This window comes from Geodermatophilus sp. SYSU D01119, assembly GCF_054049975.1.
Genome location: NZ_JBJGYL010000004.1, coordinates 132,347 through 149,212 on the forward strand (window position 1 = coordinate 132,347; position 16,866 = coordinate 149,212).

Sequence of the window (16,866 nt, forward strand, 5' to 3'; positions counted from 1 at the left end):
ATGCCGCTGCGCGCCCGCACCCTGCTCGGACCCGGCCCCTCCAACCCCTACCCGGAGGCGGCGGTCGCGCTGGCGCAGCCGCTCCTCGGGCACCTGGACCCGGTGTTCCTCGGGATCCTCGACGAGACCTCCGAGCGGCTGCGGACGGTGTTCGGCACCGCGAACCGGCGCACGTTGCCGCTGTCGGCCACCGGGTCGGCGGGCATGGAGGCGTCCTTCGTCAACACGGTGGGCCCGGGGGACGTCGTCGTCGTGGCGGTCAACGGGCTGTTCGGCGAGCGGATGGTCGACGTCGCCTCGCGCTGCGGCGCCGAGGTGGTGCGGGTCGACCACGAGTGGGGGCAGCCCGTCGACGCCGCGCGCGTGCTCGAGGCGCACCCCTCGCCCAAGCTGATCGCCGCGGTGCACGCCGAGACCTCCACCGGCGTGCGCTCCGACCTCGAGCCGCTGGCCGCCGGCAAGGGCGACGCGCTGCTGCTGGCCGACTGCGTGACCTCGCTCGGCGGCATCCCGGTGCGCCTGGACGAGTGGGGCGTCGACCTCGCCTACTCCGGCTCGCAGAAGTGCCTGGGCGTGGCGCCGGGCCTCGCGCCGTTCACCATCTCCGACCGGGCGTGGGAGCGGCGGATCGAGAAGCCGCGCAGCTGGTACCTCGACCTCGGCATGCTCGGCGGCTACGCGGGGGAGGCGGCCGGTTCCGGTGGCCGCACCTACCACCACACCGCGCCGACCGGGATGGTCGTGTCACTGCACGCGGGGCTCGGGCGGCTGCTCGACGAGGGCCTCGAGGCGGTGCACGCGCGGCACGCGGAGGCCGGGCGGCTGCTGCACGAGGGCCTGCAGGAGATGGGCCTGGAGCTGTTCGCCGCGGAGGGGCACCGACTGCCGGAGCTGACCACCGTGCGGGTGCCCGAGGGCGTCGACTCCGCGGCGGTGCGCAAGGAGCTGCTCGAGCGCTACGACCTGGAGATCGGTGGTGGCGTCGGCGCCTACGCGGCCACGGTGTGGCGGATCGGCCTGATGGGCCCGAACGCCGCGCCCGACAAGGTGGCCCTGGTGCTGGCGGCCCTGCGCGAGGTCCTCGGCCGCTGAGGCGCGCCCTCCGCTGCCCGTTGATCATCGTCTCGTTGCCGCAGACACGCGCGGACACACCGCCGCGGGCGGCAACGGGACGATGATTCGACTCCTGACGCCGGGTCCACAGCCGCCCCGGCGTCCACAGGTCCCGGCCGGGCCCGGGGAGGTTGCCTCGACCGCACCACGGTCGCGGCGTGGACGACGTGGAACTGCCGCTGGTCTACACCTGGCGCGAGGCACGGAGCGCCGGTGCACGGCGCCGTCAGATCGCCGGGGACGGACGCCGGGTCCCGACCGGTCTCCACCTGTCCTCCGCCGCGGACGACGGCCTGGCGGTGCGCTGCCGTGCGTGGACGCGGCTGCTCCCACCGGACGCCGCATTCGGTCTCGGCACCGCGGCCACGCTGCTCGGCCTCCGGTCTGACCCTCCAGCTGAGGTCGAGGTCGTCCTCCGGCCGCGTCCGGTCCTGCCACAGCGGCGGGGGCTGGCGGTGCACGTCCGCGACCTGCGCGGGGAGGACGTGGTCGACCTCCGGGGACTGCGGGTGCCCTCGGGCGCGCAGACGTTCCTCGACCTGGCGGCACGGCTGACACCGGCGGAACTGGTGGCCGCCGGCGATGCGCTGCTCCGCGCCGGGCACCTCGACGCCGGGGCGCTCGAGCGCCGCCTCGCCCGTGCGAACGGGGTGCGCGGGGTCGTCCGGGCGCGGGAGTGCGCGCCGCTGCTGTCGGCCCGGGCGATGTCCCGACCGGAGAGCCTGCTGCGCTACTGGTTGGTCACCAGCGACCTGCCGGAGCCCAGGTGCAGGTGCCGGTGAACGACCGCCGGGGACGGGTCGTGGCACATGCCGACCTCGGGTACGCCCGGTACCGCGTGGCGGTCGAGTACGAGGGGCGCCAGCACGCCGATCCCCAGCAGTTCGGCCGGGACGTCGACCGGTACTCGCTTCTGGCTGCTGACGGGTGGCTCGTGCTGCGGTTCGCCGGCCGCCACCTCTCGGGGCCGGCGGTGGTGGTGGAGCGGACGCGGCGGGCGCTGCCCAGCCGCGGCTGGCGCCCCGGGAGTCGATCATCGGACGGTTGCCGCCGACACGCGCGGACACGCCGGTACGAGCGGCAACCATCCGATGATCGACACGGCAGGGGAGCCCGGCTCAGGCGTCCAGGCGGGCCAGCTGCTCCGGGGTGAGCCGCACGTCGGCCGCAGCGGCGGAGTCCTGGATCGTCGCCGGCCGCGAGGCCCCCGGGATGGGCACCACGACGTCGGCCTGCGCGAGGTGCCAGGCCAGCGTCACCCGGTACACCGACACCCCGAGCTCCGAGGCCACCTCCGCGAACGCGGGCGCCGTCGCGTCCAGCGAGCCCGCCGCCGTCACCCCGCCGAAGGGGCTCCACGGGATGAACGCCAGCCCGTGGCCGGCGCAGTGGGCGAGCTCGTCGGCCGAGTGCCGCCAGCCCGGCGAGAACTGGTTCTGCACGCTCACCAGCGCCGGGCCCACGATGGAGCGGGCGACGTCGATCTGGGCGACGTCGGCGTTGGAGATGCCCACCATCCGCACGAGGCCGTCGTCGGCGAGCTGGCGCAGCGCGCCCATCGACTCCTCCCACGGCGTCTCGGGGTCGGGCCGGTGGTACTGGTACAGGCCGATCGCGTCGACGCCGAGGCGCCGCAGCGACGCCTCGCACGCCCGCCGCAGGTACGCGGGCGACCCGTCGAGCAGCCAGTCGCTGCCCTCACGGGTGTGCCCGCCCTTGGTCGCCACGAGCACGCCGGACGTGTCGCCCCCGTAGGAGGACAGCGCCTCGGCGACGAGGGACTCGTTGTGGCCGAACTCCGACTCGTCGCGGGCGTAGGCGTCGGCGGTGTCGACGAGGGTCACACCGGCGTCGAGCGCGGCGTGCACCACCGCGACGGCGTCCTCGCGCGAGGGCCGGTCGGTCTTCGTGGACAGGGGCATCGCCCCGAGCCCGATGGCACTGACGGTCTGGTCTCCGATGCGTCGCTGCTGCACGGGGCTGTCGTGCCCCGCGGGTAGCGTCGCTACCCGTGACGAGCCTGTTCGACGAGCCCGCGGAGGCGGGGGGCGACGTCGTCGACCCGGGCGCCCCGCTGGCGGTGCGGATGCGCCCGCGCTCGCTCGACGAGGTCGTCGGCCAGTCGCACCTGCTCGGCCCGCGCGCGCCGCTGCGCCGCCTGGTGGAGGCCGACGAGCCGATGTCGCTGGTCCTCTACGGCCCGCCCGGCACCGGCAAGACCACCCTCGCGCACGTCATCTCCCTGGCCACCAAGCGCCAGTTCGTACAGCTGTCCGCGCTCGACGCCGGGGTGAAGGAGGTCCGCGCGGTCATCACCAGCGCCAAGCGGGAGCTGACCTACGGCGGCCGGCGCACGGTGCTGTTCATCGACGAGGTGCACCGGTTCTCCAAGACCCAGCAGGACAGCCTGCTGTCGGCGGTGGAGGACCGGATCGTCAGCCTGATCGCCGCCACCACGGAGAACCCGTTCTTCTCCGTCGTCAGCCCGCTGCTCTCGCGCAGCCTGGTGCTCGCGCTGCAGCCGCTGTCCGACGACGACGTCCGCACCCTGCTGCGCCGCGCGCTCACCAGCGACCGCGGCCTCGACGGCGCGGTGACGCTGTCCGCCGAGGCCGAGGAGCACCTGGTCCGCGTCGCCGGCGGCGACGGGCGCAAGGCGCTCACCGCGTTGGAGTCCGGGGCGGGCGCCGCGCGGGCCGCGGGTGCCGGCGAGATCGACCTCGCCACGCTGGAGACCGCCGTCGCGCAGGCCGCCGTGCGCTACGACCGGCAGGGCGACATGCACTACGACGTCGCCAGCGCGCTGATCAAGTCCATCCGCGGCAGCGACGTCGACGCCGCGCTGCACTACCTGGCGCGGATGGTGGTGGCGGGGGAGGACCCGCGCTTCATCGCCCGCCGGCTGGTCATCTCCGCCAGCGAGGACATCGGCATGGCCGACCCGACGGCGCTGCAGACGGCCGTCGCCGCGGCCGACGCCGTCGCCTTCATCGGCATGCCCGAGGGGCACTTCCCGCTCGCGCACGCCGTCGTCCACCTGGCCACCGCGCCCAAGTCCAACGCCGTCACGGTGGCGATCTCCGAGTCGGTGGCCGACGTGCGCGCCGGCCTCGGCGGGCCGGTGCCCCCGGGCCTGCGCGACGCGCACTACGGCGGGGCCAAGAAGCTCGGCCACGGGAAGACCTACGTCTACCCGCACGACGCGCCCGAGGGCATCGTGCCGCAGCAGTACCCGCCGGACGCGCTGGTCGGGCGCGACTACTACCGACCCACCGGTCGCGGGGCCGAGGCCGGCATCGGCGCGCGGCTCGCCAAGCTGCGCGCGATCGTCCGCCGCGCCCGCTGACCGCCGGGGGCCGCGACTACTGTTGCCCCGCCGGGGAGGCGACCCTCCCGGCCGCCGACGCAGAAGAGGAGACGCCGCGTGTCCGCAGGAGAGTGGGCCGGACTGATCGCCGCCCTGGCGCTGGTGCTGCTGGTGGTGCTGCTCGCCGTCCCGCTGCTGAAGCTCGGGCGCACCCTCGACGAGGCGACGCTGACCATCCGGCAGGTCCGCGAGCAGAGCCAGCCGATCCTCGGCCAGGCGCAGACGACGATCGCCCAGGTCAACAGCAACCTGGAGCGGGTCGACGACATCACCGGCAACGCGGCCAACGTGTCGAGCAACGTGGCCGCGCTGACCAGCGTCGTCGCCGCCACCGTCGGCAGCCCGCTGATCAAGGTGGCCGCGTTCAGCTACGGCGTGCGCAGCGCCACGAAGAAGCGCCGCGAGGGCCAGGCGATCGCCGAGGCCGCCGCCCGTGACAAGGCCGACCGGCGCGCGCGCCGCGCCGCCCGGCGGGCCGCCTGATGCGCCGGCTGTTCTGGTTGGCGATGGGCATCACCATCGGCGCCCTCGTCGTCCGCAAGCTGTCCCGCGCCGCCGAGAAGATGACGCCCGCGGGCATCGGCGCCTCGATCGCCGAGGGCCTGCGCGACCTCGCCGACGCGATCGGCGACTTCGGCGCCGACGTGCGCGCCGCGGCCGCGGCCCGCGAGGAGGAGCTGCGCGCCGGCACCGGCCTCGACGCGCCGCTGCCCGAGCGCGACACCACCCAGCTGCAGCTGCCCGGCCGGCCCTCCGGCCGGCCATCCGGCCGACACGGCGCCCACGCGGCCGACCGCTGAGCCGCACCCACCCCCGCGGGCCGCGTCCCGCCCCGAACACCGAGTAGGACATGCAGACCGCCGAGATCCGCCGCCGCTTCCTGCAGCACTTCGAGCAGCGCGGCCACACCGTCGTCCCGAGCGCCTCGCTGGTGTCCCCGGACCCGTCCCTGCTGTTCACCGTCGCCGGGATGGTGCCGTTCATCCCGTACCTGACCGGCCGCGAGCCCGCGCCGTTCCCGCGGGCCACCAGCGTGCAGAAGTGCGTGCGCACCCTCGACATCGAGGAGGTGGGCAAGACCACCCGCCACGGCACGTTCTTCCAGATGAACGGCAACTTCTCCTTCGGTGACTACTTCAAGGAGGGGGCCATCCAGCACGCGTGGGAGCTGGTGACCGGCTCCCTCGCCGACGGCGGGCTGGGCTTCGACCCCGACCGCATCTGGGTGACCGTCTACCTCGACGACGACGAGGCCGCGGAGGCCTGGCACCGCATCGCCGGGCTGCCGGAGGACCGCATCCAGCGCCTGGGCAAGAAGGACAACTACTGGCACACCGGCGCCGACGGCCCCGGCGGACCCTGCTCGGAGATCTACTTCGACCGCGGCCCCGGGTACGGCCCCGACGGCGGCCCGCTGGTCGACACGGCCGGTGACCGGTTCCTGGAGATCTGGAACCTCGTCTTCATGCAGTACGAGCTCACCGACGTCCGGAGCAAGGAGGACTTCCGGATCGTCGGCGAGCTGCCGAAGAAGAACATCGACACCGGCATGGGCCTGGAGCGGGTGGCCTTCCTGCTGCAGGGCGTCGACAACATGTACGAGATCGACGAGGTGGCGCCGGTGCTGCGCCGCGCCGCCGACCTCGCCGGCGTCACCTACGGCAAGGACCACGAGGCCGACGTCCGGCTGCGGGTCGTGGCCGACCACGTCCGCAGCGGCCTGATGCTCATCGGCGACGGCGTCACGCCCGGCAACGAGGGCCGCGGCTACATCCTGCGCCGGCTGCTGCGCCGCGCCGTCCGCTCGATGCGGCTGCTCGGCGTCGACGCCGCCACCCTGCCCGAGCTGCTGCCGGTCTCCCGCGACGCGATGGGCGCGAGCTACCCCGAGCTGGTCACCGACTTCGACCGGATCTCCTCGGTGGCCTACGCCGAGGAGGAGGCGTTCCGGCGCACCCTCACCTCCGGCACGGCCTTGTTCGACACCGCCGTGGCGCAGGCCAAGGCCGCGGGCACCCCGTCGCTGACGGGCGAGCAGGCGTTCTCCCTGCACGACACCTACGGATTCCCGATCGACGTCACCCTCGAGATGGCCGCCGAGCAGGGCGTGACCGTCGACGAGGACGGCTTCCGCGCGCTGATGGAGCAGCAGCGCGACCGGGCCCGCGCCGACGCCCGCGCCAAGCGCACCGGCTCGGTCGACGTCGCGGCCTACCGCCGGCTGCTCGCCGAGCACGGCCCCACAGACTGGCGGGCCTACGACACCCTGCGCACCGACTCGCGCGTCCTCGGCGTCGTCGCCGAGCTCGACGACGAGGGCGGCCCGGCCGAGGCCGGCGAGGGCGAGGTCGTGCGCGTCGTGCTCGACCGCACCCCCTTCTACGCCGAGTCCGGTGGCCAGGTGGCCGACGCCGGCACGCTGACCTGGGACGGCGGCCGCGCCGAGGTGCTCGACGTGCAGCGCCCGGTCAAGGGCCTGGTCGTGCACCAGGTGCGGGTGCTCGAGGGCGCGCTGCGCGACGGCGCCGAGCTCACCGCCGAGGTCGACCGCGAGTGGCGGCTGTCGGCGTGCCAGGCGCACTCGGGCACGCACGTCGTGCACGCGGCGCTGCGCCAGGTGCTCGGCCCGCAGGCGCTGCAGTCGGGCTCCTACAACCGGCCCGGCTACCTGCGGCTGGACTTCGCCTGGCAGGGCGCGCTCAGCCAGCAGCAGCGGTCCGACATCGAGGACGTCGCCAACGCCGCCGTCCGCGCCGACCACCGGGTGCGCGCCAGTTACATGACGCTGCCCGAGGCCCAGGCGATCGGCGCGCTGGCGCTGTTCGGCGAGACCTACGGGGAGTCGGTGCGCGTCGTCGAGATCGGCGGCCCGTGGTCGCGCGAGCTCTGCGGTGGCACCCACGTGTCCGGCAGCGCGCAGATCGGCACGCTGGCGCTCACCGGTGAGTCCTCGGTCGGGTCCGGCGCGCGTCGCGTGGAGGCCGTCGTCGGCCTCGAGGGCTTCCGCTACCTGGCCCGCGAGCGCGACCTGGTCCGCCAGCTCGGCGAGCTGCTCAAGTCGCCCACCGACGGGCTCGTCGACCGCGTCGGCGGCGTCCTGTCCCGGCTGCGCGACGCCGAGCGGGAGATCGCCGACCTGCGCGCCGCCCAGACGAAGGCCGCGGCCGGCCGGCTGGCCGCCGACGCCCGCGACGTGGACGGGGTCGCCGTCGTCACCGCCGCGCCCGCGGGACTCGCCGGCGGCGACCTGCGCACCCTCGCCCTCGACGTCCGCGGCCGGCTCGGCGAGCGCCCGGGTGTCGTCTTGCTCGCCTCCGAGGCCGGGGGCAAGGTGGCTGTGGTCGCCGCGCTGACCCCGGCCGCGCAGGCGCGCGGCCTCTCGGCCGGCGACCTGGTCAAGACGGTCACGCCGCTGGTGGGCGGCCGCGGCGGCGGCAAGGCCGACGTCGCGCAGGGCGGCGGCACGGACGCCAGCGGCATCCCCGCCGCTCTCCAGGCGGGCGAACAGGCGGTCGCGACCGCCGCAGGGAGGTGACCGGAGTGCCCGAGCAGCAGCGCCCCGACGAGACCGGCGACGTGAGCGAGCGGCGCCAGCAGGGCCGCCCGGCGGTGCCGCCGTCGCGCCCCCGGCAGGCCCCTCCGCAGCAGCCGGTGCACCACCGCACCGAGCAGATCGACCTGCGCGCCGGCTTCCCGCCGGTGCGCAACGAGACCACCGAGATCGACCTGTCGCAGGGCCTGCCCGCCGGGCTGCCGCTGCCCCCGCGCCGCACACGGCAGGGGCGGCGGCTCGGCCTCGACGTCGGCACGGTGCGGATCGGGGTGGCGCTGTCCGACCCGACGGGCACGCTCGCCAGCCCGCTGGAGACCGTCGAGCGGCGCCGCGACGGCGGTGACCTGGACCGCATCGTCGCCCTCGTCGAGGAACACGAGGTGACAGAGGTGATCGTGGGGGAGCCGAGGCACCTGTCGGGTGCGTCGGGCGCCTCCGCCCGGGAAGCGCGTGCCTACTCTCGGTCACTCGCCGGGCGCATCGGCAGCGTGCCCGTGCACCTCGTCGACGAGAGGCTCTCCACCGTGACCGCAGCCAGTTCCCTGCGGGCGAACGGGCTCGACAGCCGCGCCCAGCGCCCCGTGATCGACCAGGCCGCGGCCGTGGTCATCCTCCAGGCCTATCTCGACTCCCAGCGGGGGCGCTCATGACCCCGCCGGTCCCGCCCTACGGGCGGGGCCGGCCGGTGTCCGACGGCGTCGGCGGGACCGCCGCCGCCGGCTGGCCCGCGCCGCACGGCGGCGTCGGGCCGGCCACCACCTGGCTGCCCGTCGGGCCGTCCGCCCAGCGCGCAGGCGGCCCCGGCCGCGGCGCCTCGCTGCTGGACCGCGACCCGTACCCGGTGACCGCCGGCCGGCACGCCGCGCCCGACGGCCAGCCCGCCCGCGGTGAGACCCCCGCGGCCGCCGCCGACGAGGACCGCACCGGCCCGGTGTCCGGCGGCGCCCGCCCGGGCCCCGGAGCCGAGGGCCTGCCGCCCCGCCCGCAGGGCGCGTGGTCGCGGCTCTCGAAGCGCCCCGACGCCGACCCGGACGCCACCGTCGCGGCCGTGGTCCCGCACGAGGCCGACGCGCCCACCGAGGCGCACCCGCTCGCCGACGTGCACGGGTACCACGAGGACCACCACGAGGACCACCACGAGGACGACCACGGGGACGACCACGGGGACGACGACGCCACCGGCGGCCTGGACGTCCTCGGGGCCGGCGGCCGCGAGGAGCGCCGCCGCGGACGGCGCGGCCGCCGCGCCGAGCAGCACCACGACGACCCGCACCACGATCACCACGACGAGGACCACCCCGCGACCGACGAGCACCCGGTGCTCGGCAGCGGCCGCGGTACCCGCACCGGCCGGCGCCGGCGCAGCCCGCTGGCCAACCTGGTCGCGCTGCTCGTGCTCGCCGCCCTCGTCGCCGGCATCGTCTTCGGCGGCCGCGCGCTCATCGGCCTGGTCAACCCCGAGGCCGAGGACTTCGCCGGCTCCGGTACCGGCATCGTCGACGTCCGCGTCGGCGAGGGCGACACGCTCAGCGACATCGCCCGCACCCTCGTCGACGCCGGCGTGATCGCCTCCGCCGCGCCCTTCGTCGAGGCCGCCGAGACCGAGCCCGCCGCCATGGGCATCCAGCCCGGCGTCTACAGCCTGCGCGCCGAGATGAGCGGCGCCGCCGCCCTCGACCTGCTGCTCGACCCGGCCGCCCGCCAGGTCTCCCGGGTCACCGTGCCCGAGGGCTTCACCGTCGCGGCGACCCTCCAGCGGATCGCCGAGACCACCGGCCTGCCGATCGAGGAGCTGCAGGCGGCCGCCGCCGACCCCGCGGCGCTCGGCCTGCCCGCCTATGCCAACGGTCAGCTCGAGGGCTTCCTCTTCCCGGCCACCTACGACGTCGAGCCCGACGCCAGCGCCGCCGACGTGCTGCGGGCGATGGTCTCCCGGTTCACCGAGACCGCCGCCGACATGCAGCTCGAGCAGCGCGCGGCCGCCGCCGGGCGCTCGGTGTACGACGTGGTCATCGTCGCCTCGATGGTCCAGTCGGAGACCCGGCTCGACGAGGAGCGGCCGAACGTCGCGCAGGTGATCTACAACCGGCTCAACCAGGGCATCGCGCTCGGCATCGACGCGACGCTGGCCTACGGGCTCGGCAAGAACGGCAACGACCTCACCGTCACCGACCTGCGCACCCCCGGCCCGTACAACACCCGCACCCAGCCGGGTCTGGTGCCCACGCCGATCAGCTCGCCCGGCGAGGCCAGCCTGGAGGCGGCGCTCGCGCCCACCACCGGCGGCCTCCTCTACTACGTCCTCGAGTCGCAGGACGGGCGGCACTTCTTCACCGCCAGCTACGAGGAGTTCATGGCCGCCCGGCAGCGCTGCGCCGACGCCGGCCTCGGGTGCGGTGGCTGACCGGCCGGTGCCCGGAGACGGTCCCGCCGGCCGGGCGGCCGTCCTCGGCCGCCCGGTCGGGCACTCCCTCTCGCCGCTGCTGCACCGCGCGGCCTACGCGGCGCTCGGCCTCGAGGGCTGGACCTACGACGCCCTCGACGTCGGCGCCGAGGACCTGCCCGACCTGCTGGCCGGCCTCGGCCCCGAGTGGCGCGGCTTCTCGGTGACCATGCCGTGCAAGCAGGCCGCCGTCGCCGTGGCCGACGAGGTCGAGCCGCTGCCCCGGCTGCTCGGCGCGGCCAACACCCTCGTGCACACCGGCAGCGGGTGGCGGGCGGAGAACACCGACGTCCACGGCGTCGGCATGGCGCTGCAGGTCGGCGGCGTCGAGCGGGTGGCCCACGCGGCGGTCGTCGGCGCCGGCGGGACGGCGGCCGCCGCGGCCGTGGCGCTGGCCGAGCTGGGTGCGGAGACCGTCGACGTCCTGGTGCGCGAGCCGTCCCGGGCCGCCGACGTCGCCCGGGTGCTCGGCACCCTCGGCGTCGAGGCCGCCGTCCGGCCGCTCGCGCCCGGCCCGGTCGAGGCGCCGGTGGTGGTCAGCACCGTGCCGATCGGCGCCCACCCCGACCTCGCCGGGCTCTCCTGGCGGTCCGGCCAGACCCTGCTCGACGTCCTCTACGCGCCGTGGCCCACCCCGGTCGCCGCGGCCGCGGAGGCGGCCGGCGCCACCGTGGTCAGCGGACTGGAGGTGCTGTTCTGGCAGGCCACCGTCCAGGTGGAGCTCATGACCGGGCAGCCGGCGCCGATCGGCCCGATGCGGGCCGCCCTGGACGCCCGCTGACCGCGCCCGGCTGAGCAGACGACCCGCCCGACCCGTGGACGACGTCCTGCCGCGCGGGGTGCTGCTCGCCCTCGCCGTCCTGACCGCCGCCGCCGGCCCGCTGCTGGCCCGCACCGCCGTCCGGCTGGCCACCCGGCTGCCGTCGGCCCGGGCGACCCCCACCCGCGCCCTGGCCACCGCCGCCGTCCTGGCCGTGCTCCTGTGCGGCGCGGTGCTCCTCGGCGGCGCCCGGCCGGCCACGCTCGCCTACGCCTGGGCGGCGGGCGCCGCCGTCGTCCTCGCCCAGGTCGACCTCGCCGTCCACCGGCTGCCCGACCGGGTCACCTACCCGGCCGCCGCCGTCTGCGGGGCCGCCCTCCTCGCCGACGCCGCGCTGCTCGGCACCTGGCCCGCGTTCCTGCGGGCGCTGCTGGCCGCGGCCGCCGCCGGCGGGATCGCGCTGCTCGCCGCGCTCGCCGGGCCCTCGGGCCTCGGCCTCGGCGACGTCAAGCTGCTCGCGCTGCTCGGCCTGCTGCTCGGCTGGTCCGGCTGGGGCGCGCTGCTGGCCGGGGTGTTCCTCGGCCTGCTGGCCGGCGCGGGCCTGTCGCTGGTGCTGGTGGCCGCCGGCCGCGCGGGCTGGCGCACCCCGGTGGCGTTCGGCCCGCCGCTGCTGCTCGGCGCCGTCCTGGCCCTCCTGGGGCAGGGACCGCTGGCCTGAACCGGGGCCCGGCGGCCCGGCTGGCACAATCCCGTGCATGTTGCGCTGGCTGACCGCCGGTGAGTCGCACGGCCAGCAGCTCACCGCCATCCTCGAGGGCCTGCCCGCCGGCGTGCGGGTCACCACCGCCGACCTCGACGTCGACCTGGCCCGCCGCCGTCTCGGTCACGGCCGCGGCGCCCGGATGTCCTTCGAGCAGGACGCCGTCACCCTGACCGGCGGCGTCCGGCACGGCGTGACCATGGGCGGCCCGATCGCGGTCCAGGTCGGCAACACCGAGTGGCCCAAGTGGACGACGGTCATGGCGGCCGACCCGGTCGATCCCGAGGTGCTCGCCGGGCAGGCCCGCAACGCCCCGCTCACCCGGCCGCGCCCGGGCCACGCCGACCTCGCCGGCATGCAGAAGTACGGCTTCGACGACGCCCGCCCGGTGCTCGAGCGGGCCAGCGCCCGCGAGACCGCCGCCCGCGTCGCGCTCGGCGCCGTCGCGCGCGCCTTCCTGCGCCAGGTGCTCGACGTCGAGGTGGTCAGCCACGTCGTCGCCATCGGGCCGGTCACCGTGCCCGACGGCATCGTCCCCGGCCCGCAGGACAACCCGCGCATCGACGACGACCCGGTCCGCTGCGCCGACCCGGCCACCAGCGCGGTCATGGTCGCCGAGGTCGACGACGCCCGGAAGAACGGCGACACCCTCGGCGGCGTCATCGAGGTCGTCGTGCACGGCCTGCCGCCGGGCCTGGGCAGCCACGTGCACTGGGACCGCCGCCTGGACTCCCGGCTGGCGGGGGCGCTCATGGGCGTGCAGTCGGTGAAGGCGGTCGAGGTCGGCGACGGCCTGGAGACCGCGCGCCGCCGCGGCTCGGTCGCCCACGACGAGATCGTCCGCGAGGGCGAGCGGATGCGCCGGGTCACCGACCGCGCCGGCGGCATCGAGGGCGGCATGACCAACGGCGAGGTGCTGCGCGTCCGCGCCGCCATGAAGCCGATCTCCACCGTGCCGCGCGCGCTGGCCACCGTCGACGTCGCCACCGGCGACGCCGCCGTCGCGATCAACCAGCGCAGCGACGCGATCGCCGTCCCACGCGGTGCGGTGGTCATGGAGGCGATGGTCGCGCTGGTGCTCGCCGACGCGGTCCTGGAGAAGTTCGGCGGCGACTCGGTGACCGAGACCCGCCGCAACGTGCAGGGCTACCTCGACGCGCTCCCGTTCCGGTGACGGGTCCGCTCCTCGTCCTGGTCGGGCCGCCGGCGTCGGGCAAGACCACCGTCGGGACGGCGGTGGCGGCGGCGCTCGGCCTGCCCTTCCGCGACACCGACGCCGACGTCGAGGCCACCACCGGCACCAGCGTCGCCGACCTGTTCGTCACGCACGGCGAGCAGCACTTCCGCGACCTCGAGGAGCAGGCGGTCGCCCGGGCACTCGCCGAGCACGACGGCGTCCTCGCCCTCGGCGGCGGCGCGGTGCTCAGCGCGGCCACCCGGGCGCTGCTCGTCGCCCACGGCCGGGCGGGCGGCACCGTCGTGCACCTCGACGTCGACCTGCCCTCGGCAGCCAAGCGGGCCGGCCTGTCCCGCGACCGCCCGCTGCTGGCCGTCAACCCCCGGGCGATGCTGCGCACCCTGCTCGAGCAGCGCGCCCCCCTCTACGCGGAGGTCGCCACCGTGGTCGTCCCCACCGGGGGTCGCACCCCCGAGGACGTCGTCGCCGACGTGCTCGCCGCGCTGCCCGCGGGGGCCGGGCGATGAGCCGGACGACGAGGCGGGTGACGGTCGCGGGGGAGAAGCCCTACGACGTCGTCATCGGCGCCGGCGCGCAGGCCGAGCTCGGGCTGGTGCTCGCCGGGACGCCGAAGGCCGCCGTCGTGCACGCCCCGCCGCTGGCCGCGCTGGCCGGGGCCGCCGTCGAGACGCTGCAGACCGCGGGCGTCGCCGCCGAGGCCGTCGTCGTCCCCGACGGCGAGGCCGCCAAGACCGCGCAGGTCGCCGCGGCCGCGTGGGAGGAGTTCGGCCGGCTCGGCCTCACCCGCTCCGACGCCGTCGTCGGCGTCGGCGGGGGAGCGGTCACCGACCTCGCCGGGTTCCTCGCCGCCACCTGGACCCGCGGCATCCGCGTCGTCCACCTGCCCACCAGCGTGCTCGGCATGGTCGACGCCGCGGTCGGCGGCAAGACGGGCATCAACACCGCGGCGGGCAAGAACCTCGTCGGCGCGTTCCACCCGCCGGCCGGGGTGCTCGCCGACACCGACGTCCTCGCCGGCCTGCCGGACGCGGAGTTCCGCTCCGGCATGGCCGAGGTGGTCAAGTGCGGCTTCATCGCCGACGGCACCATCCTCGACCTGCTCGCCGCCGACCCCACCGGCCGCCGCGACACCGAGGAGCTCGTCGAGCGCGCGGTGCGGGTGAAGGCCCACGCGGTGGGCCAGGACCTCTTCGACACCGGGGTGCGCGAGTACCTCAACTACGGGCACACCCTCGGCCACGCGATCGAGCGGGTCGAGGACTTCGGCTGGCGGCACGGCGAGGCGGTCGCCGTCGGGCTGGTGTTCGCCGCCGAGCTCGGCGCGCAGGCCGGCACGCTCACCCGCGCCGAGGCCGACCGGCACCGCGAGCTGGTGGCGGCGATGGGCCTGCCGACCACCTACCGCGGCGACTGGGCGGCGCTGCAGGCGGTGATGCGGGTGGACAAGAAGGCCCGCGGCGCGACGCTGCGCTTCGTCGTCCTCGACGGGATCGGCAACCCGACGATCCTGACCGACCCCGAGCAGGCGTGGCTGGACGCGGCGTGGGCCGCGGTATCGGAGGAACAGTGACGATCCAGGTGCTCAACGGGCCCAACCTCGGTCGGCTCGGCACCCGCGAGCCGGAGATCTACGGCCCGACGACGTACGCCCAGCTCGTCGACCTCCTCGAGACGGCGGGGCGCGAGCTCGGCATGGAGGTCCGGGTCCGGCAGACCGACGACGAGGCCGAGATGCTCCGCTGGGTGCACGAGGCCACCGACGCCCGCGACCCGGTCATCCTCAACCCGGCTGCCTGGTCGCACACCTCGATCGCGCTGCACGACGCCCTCGCCGCGCTCCAGTCGCCGCTGGTCGAGGTGCACATCAGCAACGTGCACAAGCGGGAGCCGTTCCGGCACCACTCCTACGTCTCGGCCGTGGCCGACGGCGTCATCGCCGGCCTCGGCGTCGAGGGCTACGTGCTCGCGCTGCAGTGGATGTCGCTGCGGGGCCACCGGTGACCGGGCGTGCCGCCGAGCGGCGGGAGCGGCTGCGGGCGACGGCGGCCGAGCGGGGCCTCGACGCCGTGCTGGTCACCAACCTGCTCAACGTGCGCTACCTGACCGGGTTCACCGGCTCCAACGGCGCGCTGCTGCTGCGCGCCGACGGCGGCGACGTCTTCGGCACGGACGGCCGCTACACCACCCAGGCCGGCACCCAGGTGCCCGACCTCGAGCTGCTCGTCGACCGCGCCACCGTGCCGGCGCTGGCCCGCGAGGCGGTGACCCGCGGCGCCGGCCGGCTCGGCTACGAGAGCCACGAGGTGACCGTCGACGGGCACCGCCAGCTCGAGCGGGTGCTCACCGACGCCGCCGCCGGCGGCACCGTGCCGGAGCTGGTCAGCGTGCAGCGCGCCGTCGAGGCGCTGCGCGCGGTCAAGGACGACGACGAGGTCGACGCGCTGCGCCGGGCCTGCGCGGTCGCCGACCGGGCGCTGGCCGAGCTGGCCGCCGACGGCGCGCTCCGCCCGGGCCGCACCGAGCTGGAGGTCGGCCGCGAGCTCGACGCCCGCATGCTCGCGCTGGGCGCCGAGGCGCCGTCGTTCGAGACGATCGTGGCCACCGGCGCCAACTCCGCCATCCCGCACCACCGGCCCGACCGCACGGTGCTGGCCGGCGGCGACTTCCTCAAGCTCGACTTCGGCGCCACCGTCGACGGCTACCACTCCGACATGACCCGCACCGTGGTGCTCGGCCACGCCGCCGACTGGCAGCGCGAGGTCTACGCGCTGGTCGCCGAGGCGCAGGCCGCCGGCCGGGCGGCGCTGGCGGTCGGGGCCGACGTCGTCGCCGTCGACGCGGCCTCCCGCGACGTCATCGCCGCGGCCGGCCACGCCGACCACTTCACCCACGGCCTCGGGCACGGCGTGGGCCTGGAGATCCACGAGGCGCCGGGCATCGGCCCGCTCGGCGCGGGTAGGCTGGCCGCCGGCATGGCCGTCACCGTGGAGCCCGGGGTGTACCTGCCCGGCCACGGCGGTGTCCGGATCGAGGACACGCTGGTCGTCACGGCGGACGCGCCCGAGTTGTTGACCCTCACGAGCAAGGAACTGCTGGTCCTCTAGATGGCTACCACCAACGACCTCAAGAACGGCATGGTCCTCAACCTCGACGGCCAGCTGTGGTCCGTCACCGAGTTCCAGCACGTCAAGCCCGGCAAGGGCGGCGCGTTCGTCCGCACGACGCTGAAGAACGTGCTCTCGGGCAAGGTCGTCGACCGCACCTTCAACGCCGGCACCAAGGTCGACACGGCCACCGTCGACAAGCGGAACATGACCTACCTGTACCGCGAGGGCAACGACTTCGTCTTCATGGACGGCGACACCTTCGAGCAGATCTACGTCCCGTCCGAGACCGTCGGCGGCGGCGCGGACTACCTGCTCGACAACACCGAGGTCGTCGTCGCGGTGCACGAGGGCACCCCGCTCTACGTCGAGCTGCCGGTGACCATGGAGCTCGTCGTCCAGCACACCGACCCGGGCCTGCAGGGCGACCGCTCCACCGGCGGCACCAAGCCCGCCACCCTCGAGACCGGCGCGCAGATCAACGTGCCGCTGTTCGTCAACACCGGCGACAAGCTCAAGGTCGACACCCGCGACGGCCGGTACCTCGGCCGCGTGAACTGATCGCGCC

General features: G+C 75.8%; 18 protein-coding genes. 17 read left to right on the forward strand and 1 reads right to left on the reverse strand.

All coding sequences use genetic code 11. The annotated features are described in order from the left end of the window. From ACI79X_RS04410 to ACI79X_RS04420, 3 genes are all read left to right on the forward strand, one after another. Window positions 1–1,092 carry a pyridoxal-phosphate-dependent aminotransferase family protein gene (locus ACI79X_RS04410; protein WP_457024203.1) on the forward strand — a complete coding sequence of 364 codons (1,092 nt, stop codon included), beginning with the start codon at window positions 1–3 and terminating at the stop codon, window positions 1,090–1,092. 179 nt (window positions 1,093–1,271) lie between these two features. Next, the gene (locus tag ACI79X_RS04415) at window positions 1,272–1,895 is read left to right on the forward strand and encodes a hypothetical protein (protein WP_457024204.1); all 624 of its coding nucleotides are present in this window, start codon (window positions 1,272–1,274) and stop codon (window positions 1,893–1,895) included. A gap of 56 nt (window positions 1,896–1,951) precedes the next feature. After that, the gene (locus ACI79X_RS04420; RefSeq protein WP_457024279.1) at window positions 1,952–2,266 is read left to right on the forward strand and encodes a DUF559 domain-containing protein; all 315 of its coding nucleotides are present in this window, start codon (window positions 1,952–1,954) and stop codon (window positions 2,264–2,266) included. Here ACI79X_RS04420 and ACI79X_RS04425 read toward each other — a convergent pair. Beyond that, window positions 2,232–3,089: an aldo/keto reductase gene (locus ACI79X_RS04425; protein WP_457024205.1), complete on the reverse strand. Its 858-nt coding sequence runs from the start codon at window positions 3,087–3,089 to the stop codon at window positions 2,232–2,234. The genes ACI79X_RS04420 and ACI79X_RS04425 overlap by 35 nt on opposite strands. A gap of 35 nt (window positions 3,090–3,124) precedes the next feature. Between ACI79X_RS04425 and ACI79X_RS04430 the strand changes: the two genes are divergently transcribed. The 14 genes from ACI79X_RS04430 to efp all read left to right on the forward strand — a co-directional run bounded on the left by ACI79X_RS04430 (window position 3,125) and on the right by efp (window position 16,859). Next, window positions 3,125–4,459 (forward strand): replication-associated recombination protein A, encoded by a 1,335-nt coding sequence (locus ACI79X_RS04430; RefSeq protein ID WP_457024206.1) that lies wholly within the window; start codon window positions 3,125–3,127, stop codon window positions 4,457–4,459. A 78-nt stretch (window positions 4,460–4,537) separates the two neighbouring features. Then, the gene (locus ACI79X_RS04435; protein WP_073422557.1) at window positions 4,538–4,963 is read left to right on the forward strand and encodes a DUF948 domain-containing protein; all 426 of its coding nucleotides are present in this window, start codon (window positions 4,538–4,540) and stop codon (window positions 4,961–4,963) included. Beyond that, a complete protein-coding gene (locus ACI79X_RS04440; protein WP_457024207.1) occupies window positions 4,963–5,280 on the forward strand; it encodes a hypothetical protein in 318 nt (105 codons plus the stop codon). Before ACI79X_RS04435 ends, ACI79X_RS04440 begins: the two co-directional genes overlap by 1 nt. A gap of 50 nt (window positions 5,281–5,330) precedes the next feature. Further along, entirely contained in the window at window positions 5,331–8,015 is a 2,685-nt protein-coding gene (alaS, locus tag ACI79X_RS04445; protein WP_457024208.1) for an alanine--tRNA ligase, read from the forward strand. A 5-nt stretch (window positions 8,016–8,020) separates the two neighbouring features. After that, window positions 8,021–8,683: a Holliday junction resolvase RuvX gene (gene ruvX / locus ACI79X_RS04450; RefSeq protein WP_457024209.1), complete on the forward strand. Its 663-nt coding sequence runs from the start codon at window positions 8,021–8,023 to the stop codon at window positions 8,681–8,683. Further along, the gene (mltG, locus tag ACI79X_RS04455; protein ID WP_457024210.1) at window positions 8,680–10,437 is read left to right on the forward strand and encodes an endolytic transglycosylase MltG; all 1,758 of its coding nucleotides are present in this window, start codon (window positions 8,680–8,682) and stop codon (window positions 10,435–10,437) included. The genes ruvX and mltG overlap by 4 nt, the downstream gene beginning before the upstream one ends. Further along, window positions 10,430–11,257 (forward strand): shikimate dehydrogenase, encoded by an 828-nt coding sequence (locus ACI79X_RS04460; protein ID WP_457024211.1) that lies wholly within the window; start codon window positions 10,430–10,432, stop codon window positions 11,255–11,257. The genes mltG and ACI79X_RS04460 overlap by 8 nt, the downstream gene beginning before the upstream one ends. Window positions 11,258–11,291: 34 nt before the next feature. Continuing rightward, window positions 11,292–11,954, forward strand: a complete 663-nt coding sequence (locus tag ACI79X_RS04465; RefSeq protein WP_457024212.1) for a prepilin peptidase — start codon at window positions 11,292–11,294, stop codon at window positions 11,952–11,954. Between the two features lie 37 nt (window positions 11,955–11,991). Then, complete coding sequence (gene aroC / locus ACI79X_RS04470) at window positions 11,992–13,170, forward strand: chorismate synthase (protein WP_457024213.1); 1,179 nt, start codon at window positions 11,992–11,994, stop codon at window positions 13,168–13,170. Beyond that, complete coding sequence (locus tag ACI79X_RS04475) at window positions 13,167–13,700, forward strand: shikimate kinase (protein ID WP_457024214.1); 534 nt, start codon at window positions 13,167–13,169, stop codon at window positions 13,698–13,700. The genes aroC and ACI79X_RS04475 overlap by 4 nt, the downstream gene beginning before the upstream one ends. Window positions 13,701–13,717: 17 nt before the next feature. Further along, window positions 13,718–14,764, forward strand: a complete 1,047-nt coding sequence (gene aroB, locus ACI79X_RS04480; RefSeq protein WP_457024215.1) for a 3-dehydroquinate synthase — start codon at window positions 13,718–13,720, stop codon at window positions 14,762–14,764. After that, complete coding sequence (gene aroQ / locus ACI79X_RS04485; protein ID WP_457024216.1) at window positions 14,761–15,195, forward strand: type II 3-dehydroquinate dehydratase; 435 nt, start codon at window positions 14,761–14,763, stop codon at window positions 15,193–15,195. The genes aroB and aroQ overlap by 4 nt, the downstream gene beginning before the upstream one ends. Then, window positions 15,192–16,298, forward strand: a complete 1,107-nt coding sequence (locus ACI79X_RS04490; RefSeq protein ID WP_457024217.1) for a M24 family metallopeptidase — start codon at window positions 15,192–15,194, stop codon at window positions 16,296–16,298. Before aroQ ends, ACI79X_RS04490 begins: the two co-directional genes overlap by 4 nt. Further along, entirely contained in the window at window positions 16,299–16,859 is a 561-nt protein-coding gene (gene efp / locus ACI79X_RS04495) for an elongation factor P (protein ID WP_457024218.1), read from the forward strand. The last annotated feature ends 7 nt before the right edge of the window (window positions 16,860–16,866 follow it).